This window comes from Pseudomonas sp. GLN_2 (assembly GCF_043106005.1).
Lineage (GTDB): Bacteria > Pseudomonadota > Gammaproteobacteria > Pseudomonadales > Pseudomonadaceae > Aquipseudomonas > Aquipseudomonas alloputida.
This window is the reverse complement of the sequence record NZ_JBICMC010000035.1, coordinates 55783-68565: the sequence shown is the minus strand read 5'-3', so window position 1 is coordinate 68565 and position 12783 is coordinate 55783. Positions and strand designations below refer to the sequence as shown.

Genomic DNA, 12783 nt, shown 5'->3' with positions numbered 1-12783 from the left:
GGCCTGGTCTTGCAGACTGTTCGCCTCGTTTCTCACTCAAGGCATTTGCAATGTCCCAGACATCTTCCGCACCGTTGCTGGCTGCCAGCAACGAACGTCTGCCCATTGGCGGGCTGCTGGCGCTGGCCATGACCGGTTTCATCGCCATCCTCAGCGAAACCTTGCCGGCGGGTTTGCTCGACCAGATCGCCGATGGCATGCACATCAGCCAGGCCATGGCTGGGCAATGGGTCACGGCGTATGCCTTGGGCTCGTTACTGACCGCCATCCCGTTGGTGACGTTGACCCAAGGCTGGTATCGGCGCCGGGCGCTGTTGCTGGCGATCATCGGCTTCGTGCTGTTCAACGGGCTGACGGCCTTGTCGGACTCCAACACGCTGACCCTGGTGCTGCGCTTTTTCACGGGGGCTGCGGCCGGCCTGGCATGGGGCCTGATCGCTGGCCATGCCCGGCGCATGGTGCCGGTACCGTTGCAGGGCCGGGCCATGGCGCTGGCCATGCTCGGGCAGCCGATTGCCTTGTCGCTCGGCTTGCCGATTGCGACCTGGCTGGGAGCAGGGTTGGGCTGGCGCGCGACGTTCGTGGTCGTCACGCTGGTGGCGTCGCTGCTGGTGGTATGGGTGTTGCGATCCGTGCCGGACTACCCGGGGCAGGCTGCCGGCAAGCGCCCGGCGGCCATGCAGGTATTGCGCACGCCAGGGGTGTTGATCGTATTGCTGGTGATCCTCACCTGGATCCTTGGCCATAACATCCTCTACACCTATATCGTGCCGTTGCTGGCGGCGGCTGGCATGGCTGCGGACATTGGCCCGGTGCTGATGGTGTTTGGTCTGTCGGCGCTGGCCGGGATCGGCCTGGTAGGGCTGCTGGTCGACCGGCACCTGCGCAAGCTGGTGTTGCTGAGCCTGGCCGGTTTTGCCTTGGCCACGCTGGCATTGGGGCAGGCATCGTCGTGGCTTGTGTACCTGAGCATCGCCTTGTGGGGAATGACCTATGGCGGCGCCCCGACCCTGCTGCAGACAGCGTGCGCCGACGCCGCAGGCCAGGGTGGTGATGTGGCGCAGTCGATGCTGGTGACGGTGTGGAACTGCGCCATTGCCCTGGGCGGAATCATTGGCGGATTGCTGCTGGCTGGGGCCGGCGTGGCGTGGTTTGGCGGGGTGGTGCTGGGGTTGATCGCCTTGGCCTGGCTGCTGGCCGTGGCTGGGCGGGGGAGCGGTTTTGTGGCGGGGAGGCGCTAAAACACTCATGCCACGCACGACACAGGTAGAATAACGCCCTCTACAGACAATCCAGAGGTCGACGCAGTGGAGTTGCAGCAGGGTTTTGTCCTGACCCGGCACTGGCACGACACGCCGGAAGGCACCTGCGTGGAGTTCTGGCTGGCCACCGATGCCGGGCCGCGGCTGTTGCGGCTGGCGGCGCAGGAGTCGGTGGCTTTCATTCCTCAGGCGCATGCCGAGCACGCCCGTGTGCTGCTGGCCAACGAACCCGGGACCAAGCTCAAGCCACTGCGCCTGAAGGACTTCGAGCATCGCCCGATGCTCGGCCTGTATGCCCGCCAGCATCGCCAGTTGATGCAACTGGAGCAGCGTCTGCGCACGGCCGGTATCGACGTGTTCGAGGCCGATATCCGCCCGCCGGAGCGTTACCTCATGGAGCGCTTCATCACGGCGCCGGTGCAGTTCACTGGTCAGCCGGATGCGCAGGGCGTTTACCGGGACGCCCAGCTCAAGCCGCAGCCAGGCTATCGCCCGGCGCTGCGCCTGGTGTCGCTGGACATCGAGACCAGCGAGCGTGGCGAGCTGTACAGCATCGCGCTGGAGGGCTGTGGTCAGCGCCAGGTGTACATGCTCGGCCCGGCCAACGGCGATGCCACCGGGCTTGACTTCGACCTGGAGTATTGCGCCGATCGCGCCGCCTTGATTACCCGGCTCAACCAGTGGATGGCCAGGCATGACCCGGACGCGATCATTGGCTGGAACCTGGTGCAGTTCGACCTGCGCCTGCTGCATGAGCATGCCAAGTCGTTGCAGGTGCCACTGACGCTGGGGCGCAACGGTGCGGTCATGACCCTGCGCAGCCATGCCGGTGGCGGCCATGTCTTCGCCGATGCGCCGGGGCGGCTGCTGATCGATGGCATCGAGGCGTTGCGTTCGGCCACTTGGAGCTTTGCCTCGTTCAGCCTGGAGAACGTTGCCCAGACCCTGCTGGGTGAAGGCAAGGCCATCGACACACCGTACCAACGCATGGACGAAATCAATCGTCGCTTCGCCGAAGACAAACCGGCCCTGGCGCGCTATAACCTGAAGGACTGCGAACTGGTCACGCGCATTTTCGCCCATACCCGGCTGCTCGACTTCCTGCTCGAACGTGCCTCGGTGACGGGATTGGCCGTGGACCGCAGCGGTGGGTCGGTAGCTGCGTTCTGTCACTTGTACATTCCACAGATGCACCGCCTTGGCTTTGTCGCGCCCAGCCTTGGCAGCCGCCCTGACGAAGCCAGCCCCGGCGGGTTTGTCATGGATTCGCGGCCAGGGCTTTACGACTCGGTGCTGGTGCTGGACTACAAGAGCCTGTACCCATCGATCATCCGGACCTTTCTCATCGACCCGGTCGGGCTGATCGAAGGCCTGCGTCTGCCTGACGACGCACATTCGGTCGAGGGTTTTCGCGGTGGGCGTTTTTCACGCACACAGCACTGCCTGCCAGCCATCGTCGAACGGGTGTGGCAGGGCAGGGAAGCGGCCAAGCGCGAGGGCAATGCGCCGCTGTCACAGGCCTTGAAAATCATCATGAATGCCTTTTATGGCGTGCTTGGTTCCAGCGGTTGCCGTTTCTTCGACCCGCGCCTGGCGTCCTCGATCACCATGCGCGGCCACCAGATCATGCGCCAGACCAGGTCCCTGATCGAGGCGTGTGGCTACGATGTGATCTACGGTGACACCGACTCCACCTTTGTCTGGCTCAAGGGTGCCCACGCCGAGGCAGACGCGGCGCGCATCGGCCGCGAGCTGGTGGCAAAGGTCAACCAATGGTGGCAAGCCCATCTGCACGAGACCATGAACCTGCAGAGCGCCCTCGAACTGCAGTTCGAGGTGCATTACCGACGCTTCCTGATGCCCACCATCCGCGGTACCGATGAAGGCAGTAAAAAGCGTTATGCCGGCCTGGTGCAGCGGGCCGATGGTTCGCAAGAGATGGTTTACAAGGGCCTGGAATCGGTGCGCACCGACTGGTCACCGCTGGCCCGGCAGTTCCAGCAGGAACTCTACGGCCGTGTGTTCCGCAGCGAGCCCTACCGTGATTATGTCCGCGAGTATGTACGGCGCACGTTGGCGGGCGAGCAGGACGAACTGCTGGTTTATCGCAAGCGCCTGCGTCGCCCGCTGGCCGATTACCAGCGCAACGTGCCGCCGCATGTGCGTGCCGCACGCCTTGCCGACGACTACAACAAGCGTCTGCAGCGCCCTCTGCAGTACCAGCGTGGGGGCTGGATCAGTTACGTGATCACCACCGCCGGCCCTGAGCCGCTGGAAAACCTGCAGGCACCGATCGATTACGATCACTACATCAGCCGTCAGCTACTGCCGGTGGCCGACGCCATCCTGCCCTTTGTCGGCGATGATTTCGCGCGTCTTACCGACCATCAGTTACTGCTGTTCTGAGCGGGTGGTAGATAGCTAGGCGTCAGCCTGACGCTACAGTCTTCAGACTCGGACCTCCATGTCGTCGCGGAGGCAGAGATGCAGAACAATAGCCGTCAACCATCGGCTGCGGTCGATACCCTTGCCATGGCCCAAGCATGCCAGGACCACTACATTGCACAGCGGCTGCCGGCCTGGATGAAGCGGCTGAGCGTGGCCGAATTCACCCTGCTGAGCGAGGCGCTGCCTGAACTGCTGGCCTGCCGCGCAGGCTTGGTGTCAGCGCTGGCGCGGCTACGCAACCTGAATGCATTTACCCAGCCCTTGCTGCAGCAAGCGCTCGGTGCCCACGGCGACCTTGACGTCGATCGCCTGTACTTTCGCCAGTGGTACACCTTTACCTCGCCCACGATCCATTATGTAACCAGTCGGCTTCCGGTTGTCGGCAGCGATTACTACGACATCCCTCTGCTCGAGGCCGCTTTGAGCAATTTCACCGCAGAACAGCAGCGCGACCAGCCACAGGGCAATTGCCTGGTCGATGTGCGCGGCGCAAGGCGTAGTGAACTGTCTGCACCGGGCTTCGCCAGGCTGTGTCGAGCGCTGGATCTTGGGCAGAAATACCAGGCGCATCTGGATTCGGTACTCCAGCCTGAAGTCAGGGGGTTGCTGACGCGACGGCAACGCTACAGCATGCTGGTGGATGCCCTGCAGGCCAGGGCGCAGGGCGTATTGAGCGCAGACGAACTGCAGTGGGTGGTGGCGCTCTGCACCAAGGACACGCTCGGCAAGCTCGAAGGCGCATCGGTTCGCGTGCGGCAGTTGGCGGTGTTCGGTTGCCGCTTGCAGCAGATCGTCGTGCTGGACGTGATCGACGCGGGCCTGTTGTTCAACACCAGCAAGCGCGTGTTGGTCTATGTACCGGGTGACCCGCACGGCCCCTGGAGCGTGCGCAGCGACCTGGAAGATTATGCCCGCCGGGTGCTTGGCAAACGCCTGCGCGAAGATGACTACCGGCGCTTCTTCAACCGCTTCGTGCGCCGACGCGATAGCCAGCGATTCTTCTCGGCCGTCAGTGAGCGCCTCGATGATGTGCCCGGCTGGGCAACCCGCGACCTCGATGAGCAGACCTTTGCCTATCGCCTGCCATTGTTCGAACACCTTGCTGACGACTGGATTGCGCGGATCAAGGACGATGCTGCGGTCATCGCCCCGCCCGTGGCCTTGCTTGATCGCGAGGTCCAGGCCGAACACGCCCGCCGTTTGCGTGCTGAAGGCTGGACCCTGTTGCGTGTTGCAGGGTTTTTCGTTCCGGGCATCGGCGCGGTGTTGTTGGGGGTGATGGCCTGGGAGCTGCTTGAGCAGACGTTCCAGGCTGTAGGGGATTGGCAGGGCAACGAACGCAATGCGGCACTGGCGCACCTGCTGAATGTAGGCAAAGGACTGCTGGCTGTCGGGGCAACCGTTGCCGTAGTCGCCACGGCCCGACGCGCCTGGAGTGTGGTGGACAACCTGGTACCGGCGCAGCTGGAAAACGGTGAGGAAAAACTGTGGAACGCAGACCTCGGCCCCTATCGCTGCGAAAGCCCGCCAGACACGGCGGTGCCGGACATGGAGGGTATGCACCGCCTGGGCGAGCGCCGCTGGATCAGCATGGACGGGCACTGGTATGAGATGACCTGGCACAACGACGATGAACAGTGGCAACTGCTCCCTTATCAGGGCTATGCGCCGCCACTGCGTCACAATGGGGCCGGTGCATGGCGGCTGTGGTACGAGCAGCCCGCCGAGTGGGGCGACACACGCCAGTTGTTCCGCCGCCTGGGCGGGCCATTCGGCGACCTCGACGACGCGCAGATCGACCGGTCGCTGGCGATTCATGGCCTGGATGATCAGCATCTGCGGGCATGGCATGTGTATGGCCGACCGCCGGAGGCCGCGCTGCTCGACACCGTCACACGCGTGCGGCTCGCTGGCAGGATTGGTACGTTGGTCAACCAGTTGCGCGAGGGCGGTATAACCGCAGACCCGCAACTGCTGGAGCGGGTCATGCACCTTCCACAGGCCGCCGGCAAGGACGGAGCAGCGTTGGCCGAGGTGGCTTGGGCCGGGCGACGAGAACTGCTTCGGGCGTTGTACGAAGAGCAGAATCCCGACACGGAAACGGGCCGCCTCTTACGACAGAATTTTGCCAGCCTGCACCGTTTGGCCGCGGATGAGGTGCTGCGCGATGCCAGCGAGGATGACCTGCAGCTTTTGCGCGCGACGGGGCGTGTGCCGTTGCTGATGGCCGAGGCAGCAAGGTTGCAGGTTGCGCGGATTCGAATGGCGCGGGTATACGAGGCGCTGTGCATCGATACGCCGCAAAACCTCGACCTGGCGCGTGTGGTCCTGAATCTGCTGGTGCATGTGCCGGGGGCTGACGGGCCGGGGTGGCGATTGTACGACGGTGATGCCAGCGAGCCGTTATTGACGGTCGAGGGATCGGGGCAGACATTTGACCTGCTTCATCGTCATGGGCTGTTCCGCCTGCGTACCCGAACGCACACGGTTGCCGGTGAGAGGGGCGAGTTGTTCGAGACCTTGGCAGCAGCCTATGACGACGCATCGCAAGCGGCCATCGGCCAAGGCCAGCCCTTTGTGCCTGCGCTGCGCCAGGCGCTGACCAATGTGGCTTTCGACCAACGCCAGACCGTGGTGAACCTGCTCAGGCTGGAACAGCCGAGCGGCTCGTTTCTCGCGCCGCAACGTCTTGCTGATGGCCGGATTGGTTACCCCATGGCCGGTGGCAGGCTATGGGGGGCGTTAGGGCTAAACAGGCCAAGGGCGCTTCAGGCCCGGTTGCGAGACCTGTACCCGGCCTTTAGCGACGAACAGATCGGACGCTGGTTGGCCTCAAGTGACGCACAGGCCAGGTTATCTATGCTGGAGCAGCAATATGGGGTGCTCAAGAGACACTTGACCCAGTGGGCGCGCAGTGCCTTGCTGTCATCAGAACTGCCCGCCCGGCGTGAGTTCAGAAAGGGGCTGATCAACTGCTGGCGCTGTCTTGTGCCGGAACTGCAAGGGCAAGCAGCACTGGACGACGGGCGCTTCATGCTGACCCAGACCATCAGCCGCTTGCGCCATCTGCCGGCCCTGCCCGCGCAAGTGGGCTTTCCCCACGTCTCGATCCTGGCCTTGCGCGCCATGCGCGTGGAGCACGTTCCGGATGAGTTTCTGCGGGCGTTTCCCAACTTGCGCAACCTGGAAATCACCCATTGCCGACTCACGCGTTTGCCATTGCCGCTGATGCTTGTCCAGAAACTGGAGGTGCTCGACTTGTCTGGTAACCAGATCGCCCTCGACCAAGGCCAGGCGTTGGTCCTGGCAGATTGCCGGTCCCTGGTGTACCTGAACCTTTCAGACAACCCGCTGCGCAGGGCATTTTCCGTCCAGGCAATGACGGAGCTGAATGCCCTCTACCTGTCGAACACCCAGTTACCCGAGTGCCCCTACGGGCTGATGGACGCGCCAGAACTGCACACCCTGAACCTCAGCGACAACCGTATTTCTGGACTGCCCGAGGGTTTTCATCAATCGCAGCTGTGGCGCTCGGGCAGGGTCGAGCTTTCTGGCAATCGACTGGGGGCCGCGCAGGACGGGTTTTCAACCTGGCATTTGCTTGAGGGCAGTCGCGTGCCTTACCGGTTGCGCATCCTGGATGCGTTGCCTGGCGAGCGTCGAGATGAAATGGCTGCACTGTGGGCCCATCTGGAGGCAGAGGAGCAATCGGAAGCGTTCTTCAATACCCTGTCGATGCTGACGGAATCGGGCGCCTTCAGCTTCTCATCGACTGCATCTGCGCTCGCGGCCCGTGTGTTCGACATGTTCCAGGCGATGTCTGAGCATGATGCCCTCAGGCTGGAGCTGTTAGAGCACGCTGCGGCGACCGGTTGCCAGGATAACGCCACCGCGCGTTTCGCCAACCTGGAACTGCGAGTGATGATATGGCGCACGAGGCACAGCGGATCTGCCCGGCCTGAACGGGCCTTGCTGAAGCTCGGTGCCCGGATGTGGCGGTTGGCGGTGCTTGAGCAAATTGCCGCTGAACATGCTCATCGGGTGGGGGCGAGCGCTGAATCGATCGAATTCGCCTTGGCCTATCGAATCGGCTTGCGCACGTCTCTGGACTTGCCTGGCCAACCCGATGAAATGCTCTATGCAGGTATCCCTGCCTTGAGTAACCAGGACCTTCTCCTGGCCCGTGAAAGGGTTCTGGCGCGACAGACCCGGGAGGGCATTGCGGATTACCTGTCCCGCCAGTGGTTCTGGCAGGATTACTTGCGCAAGGTCTGCGCGGTTCGCTTGCAAGTGCCCCAATCCATGCACGCTGAGCTGGAACGGCTGATGGCGTTGGGGAATCGGGACGAGGAAATCGCACGGCTGCAGATCCGCAATCAGCAACGCGAGCATGCGGTATTGCTGCAGTTGACGCTGGAGGCGTTGGACCGGAATACGGTGCAGCGTGTGCTCAGTTAGCGGGTCGCCGGTTGTCGGGCCGCAGGCATTAGCTATATAGCGCCTGGCGGGGAGCAGGCAATTTAGTCTGGCCTCTTTTCATGAAGAGGCCCCCGCTATGGACACCCCTTTGCCGTCAGATGCGCAGGCCGCCATCGATGCCTTTCAGGACGGCATCATCGGCAGGCGCCTGCCACCCTGGTTGCGTCATGCACCTGCTGAGCAACTGCCTGAGATCGGCAGGGCATTGTCAAACAGCCTTCGCTGCTGTGAGCAAGTGAACACGGTGCTGCGAGGTATCGAGGGCCTCGACAGTTTCGTCGCATCAGCCCTGGGGAAAGCCCTCGACGAGCGTTATGGACTTGGCCGTAACCCGTACTCGCTCAGGTTTCTGGAGGGCCGCCGGGAAGCTGTGATCAACAGTCAGCCGGTGGGCGCGCACCTGACTACCGTGGTCTATGAAGAAAAGCCGCTGCTCGAAGTCGCATTGCGCAACTTCACGGCCGCGCAGGCGCAGGAAGGTGGCCAGCCGCGCGGTAACCGCCTGCTGCTTCCACGCCACGGCACGGTCAAACCCCCTACGAGCATCGAGTTTGCCGGACTGTGTCGTGAGCTGGACCTGGGTGAGCGCTATCAACGTCATCTGGATGCCATCCTCACGCCCTCTGGCAGTGCCGAGCGCCTGGTATCGCAGCTTGTCGATGCCACGCGCTACACCATGCTTGTGGACGCCTACAAAGCCAGGCAAGAGGGAAGGCTGGATGCCAGCGAACTCAATGTGATGGTAGCTGTGTGCGAGAAGGGAAAACTGCCGCGCATGGCGGGCGACCTTGTGCAGGCCAGGCAACTGAAATTGCTGGGTTGCCAGATTGAGCAGGTGACCGTGTTCGTAGTGGTTGAGCAGGGCGTTTTGTTCAACACGACGCGTCGGGTGTTGCTTTACGTGCCTGGAGACCCTTTTTCGCCCTGGCGCGCGTTCGAGAGCCTCGACAAACTTAATCGCGAACTGGGCCGTTGCTTGCGAGACAAGGCCTACCAGCGTTTTTTCAGCCGCTTCGTGCTGCGGCGCGACAGCCAGGCTTTTTTCGCCCAGGTCGCGGAGCGCTTCGATGGCCTGCCGGGCTGGGCTTTTCGCGATCTCGAACCGCGCTTGCAGGCTTACCCGCAGCCGTTGTTCATCAGCCTGGCACAGGCACGTATCCACCAGATCAAGGACGATGCGGCGATGATCGCGGTGCCTGTGGCCAGGCTGGATCGTGAGGTTCAGCGCCAGCATGACCTGCGCCTTGCAGCCGAAGGATGGGCGCTGCTCAACCTGGCCAGTTTCTTTGTGCCCGGGGTTGGCCTGGCGCTGCTGGCCGTGACGGCCTGCGAACTGCTGGGTGAGGTCTACCATGGCGCCGAGGCCTGGCAGCAAGGCGATCGTCAGGAGGCGCTCGACCATTTGACCCACGTGGCGACAGACCTTGCCGTGCTGGCGACCACAGTCGCCGGGGTGGGTGCCGCTCGACGGGTTTGGGCACGCTCTGCGAAGGTCGATGCCATGGTGCCGGCCCGGCTGGAGGACGGCACTGAGAAACTTTGGCAACACGACTTGACCCTGTTTCAAAGCCAGGCCCCCGTTGCGGCCTCGAGCCGGGATGCCTTGGGTATTCGGCGTCAGGACGGGCGGGCCTGGATTGAAATGGACGGGCATCACTATCGCGTGGCAGAGGCGGGTGATGATCAATGGCAGTTGTATCCGGTCGACGGCCACGGGCCGTTGCTGCGCCACAATGGCGCAGGTGCCTGGCGGTTGTGGAGCGAGCAACCGGCTCGGTGGACCGACAAATACCGCATGTTCCGGCGTTTGGGCGAACCCTTCAATGGGCTGAATGACGAACAGATCGATGAGGTTCTGCTGTTCCATGGCCTTGATGGCGACGACCTGCGTGGCCTGCATGTACACGCCCAGGCACCGAGCCCCGGGATGATCGACAGTGTGGAGCGAGTCAGGCTTGATCAACGCATCCGCAGCATGATTGGCCGTCTGCGCAGCGGCGAGCCGGTAGCAGATACAACAGTGCTCGATCACGCTCGGCGCCTGCCAGGCGCGAGTGGCCTGACAGATCAGGCACTGGCCACGTTGGCATGGACGCAGCGCCGAACACTGCTGCAGCACCTTTTCGAAGCCTTGCAGCCCAGCGACACCCCTGGCAGCGCGGCGCTGCGCCGGGTGTTCCCGGGGCTGAGCGCGCGCACCGCGCAAGCATTGGTACAGGCCGCCAGCAGCGTGGATCGCATGCGGCTGCGGTCCAGCGGCAGGGTTGCACTGGGGCTCGCCGAAGCGGCAAGGGGCAGTGTGCTGGCTGCCCGCCAGGCTCGGGTATTTGAAGCGTTGTACCTTGATACCCCGCAGCACGCAGACCTGGCACGGGTGGCCTTGGGCTTGCTGCGGTATGTACCCGGTGGTGAACAAGGTGTGTGCTGGCGTCTGTACGAAGGTTGCCTGGGCGGGCCGATGCTGGCGAAGACCGAGCAAGGGCAGCGGGCGTTCGATCTGGTGCACGTGAACGGTACGTTTCAACTGCATGGCAGCCAGGGCACGGCGCTGGGTGAGGCAGGTGAGTTGTTCGACGTCATGGCGCCAGCCTATACCGAAGCGCAGAGGGCGGCGATGGGGATCGGCGATCCATTTGCGCACAACCTCAGGGTGATACTGGCGCGCGAAGCGGCACGCCATCGTGATGAAATCAGTCGTTTGCTTGGCGCGGTACGCCCAGGTGCTGTCCGAGGGCCCATGCGCTTGGCCGATGGACGTATTGGCTACCCGCTGGGTGGTGGCGGAGTAGGGGGGTTTGCATCAAGGGGGAGTGCCCTGAGGGCAACGCTGCGCGATCTCTTTCCGTGGTTGAGTGATGAGCAGGTCGAGACCTTCGCCGATGACGCCAGGCGTTCAGGGCAGCAGATTGAACACGTACTGGCGGACCTTCGCAATGAGTTCGCCATCCTGCGCATCACACTGAATACCTGGGTGGCACGAGGGCAGGGCGATGTCAGGGAAGATCGAGAGGCTCTACGCCAGACGTTGTTCAATTGCTGGCGGCGGTCAGTCGGCGTGGGGGAACTGCAAATCAATGCACAGGAAAACCTCCACGTCATGTTCTGCAATTTCAGATCGAGCGGCTTGCCCAACATCCCCCCACAGGTCAGCTTCAGAGGTGTGACCAGCCTGTCGCTGCTGCACCTTGACCTTCTGGAGGTGCCCAGCAGCCTATTGCTGGCTTTCCCTAACCTGCAAACCCTCGATCTGGGAGGGAACCTGTTGACGCGCCTTCCGCAGCCGTTGCTGCAGATAGCGCAGCTGCGGCATCTGAGCCTGACCAACAACCGGATCGTCCTGAACATTGCACAAACCGCCACATTGGCCAGTTGCACGAACCTGCAGTCTCTCGACCTGTCCCACAACCCGCTGGGGAGCCGGTTCACGTTGGCAGGTTTGGCTGAATTGCGTTGGCTGAACTTGCGCGACACACAGATCTCGCAGTTTCCACTGGGCGTGTTCGACAACGCTCAGTTGGTATCCGTTGACTTGCGGGATAACCGGATCAGGCACATTCCGGAGGGTTTCTACCAGTTGCCCCTGTGGCATCGGCGGCGGTTTCGCTTGAATGCGAACCCCTTGGGCGAGGCCCAGACGTTACGCTTGCAGGCTTCGCTGAGCAGCGACGATCCTGCCCTCGACGAGGAGCAAGTGCTTCTGCGCCTGCAGCACGCGCGTGAAGTCTGGGGGGATGCCGTGGCCCCGGAGCATCGCGGCCTGATGCTTGCTGCCTGGGACTCGCTGGATTCAGGGCAGGACGCCGAGCGTTTTTTCCGTGTGCTTCGCCAGTTGTTGCTGTCCGAAGACTTTCGTGTCAATGCGCGTGCACTGGGCAATCGGGTAATGGCGGTATTGCAAGCGATGGCCATTACGCCAGAGCTGCGGCAGAACCTGCTGTCAGTGGCCAATGATGAGTGGGGGTGCCAGGACGGTGCAACCTGGTGCTTGAGCAACCTTGAACTGAATTTGCTGGTTTGGCAGGTTGAGCACGCGGCTCAGGGAGAAAGCGAACGCGCTTTGCTAGACCTGGGCAGACGTTTATGGCGCCAGGATGCAGTCGACATGTTCGCTACCCGATGGGCGCTACAGCATGGCAGGACGCTGGAAGGAAGCGAGGTGGGGTTGGCTTTCAGGATCGGGCTGAGGGAGCGTCTCGACCTGCCATTGCAGGTGGGAGAAATGAGCTTTCTTGCGATCTCAGGCGTCCTGGAGGCGGACCTTGCAGAGGCAGAGGCTGCGGTGCGGGATGCAGAAACGCCGGAAGAGATTGCCCGCTCCATGGTTGACCGTGAATTTTGGCAGGCGCACCTGGAGCGTTCCCATCCTGAGCGATTCGCTGCGGTCGACCTGCCGTTCAGAAGGCAGCTTGAAGCCGTGCTTGACGACGAAGCGCTGAGCGAAGGGGCCAGGATCGACCAGGCGGATGCCATTCGTGATGCTCAGCGCGCTGCACGCAGAGGGCTGATGCTGGATATGACGATTCAAGCGATGGAAATGGGACCCAAGGGGCCATCGATCGATGTACGTTGACATGCGCTCAGGGTAAGGGCTTGC

General features: G+C 62.8%; 4 protein-coding genes. All 4 read left to right on the top strand.

From position 1 onward, the window contains the following. Positions 1-50: 50 nt before the first annotated feature. The 4 genes from ACF8Q6_RS09755 to ACF8Q6_RS09740 all read left to right on the top strand — a co-directional run bounded on the left by ACF8Q6_RS09755 (position 51) and on the right by ACF8Q6_RS09740 (position 12759). Complete coding sequence (locus tag ACF8Q6_RS09755) at positions 51-1241, top strand: MFS transporter (protein WP_392492409.1); 1191 nt, start codon at positions 51-53, stop codon at positions 1239-1241. Positions 1242-1307: 66 nt separating this feature from the next. Beyond that, the gene (locus ACF8Q6_RS09750) at positions 1308-3668 is read left to right on the top strand and encodes a DNA polymerase II (RefSeq protein ID WP_392492408.1); all 2361 of its coding nucleotides are present in this window, start codon (positions 1308-1310) and stop codon (positions 3666-3668) included. Between the two features lie 78 nt (positions 3669-3746). Continuing rightward, positions 3747-8168, top strand: coding sequence for an NEL-type E3 ubiquitin ligase domain-containing protein (locus ACF8Q6_RS09745; protein ID WP_392492407.1), 4422 nt, complete (start codon positions 3747-3749; stop codon positions 8166-8168). 97 nt (positions 8169-8265) lie between these two features. Beyond that, on the top strand, positions 8266-12759 hold the full coding sequence (locus ACF8Q6_RS09740) for an NEL-type E3 ubiquitin ligase domain-containing protein (RefSeq protein WP_392492405.1): 4494 nt from the start codon (positions 8266-8268) through the stop codon (positions 12757-12759). The last annotated feature ends 24 nt before the right edge of the window (positions 12760-12783 follow it).

Coding starts and splice junctions, on each gene's coding strand:
- ACF8Q6_RS09755 (WP_392492409.1), top strand. CDS start 51: ATGTCCCAGACATCTTCCGCACCGTTGCTGGCTGCCAGCAACGAACGT.
- ACF8Q6_RS09745 (WP_392492407.1), top strand. CDS start 3,747: ATGCAGAACAATAGCCGTCAACCATCGGCTGCGGTCGATACCCTTGCC.
- ACF8Q6_RS09740 (WP_392492405.1), top strand. CDS start 8,266: ATGGACACCCCTTTGCCGTCAGATGCGCAGGCCGCCATCGATGCCTTT.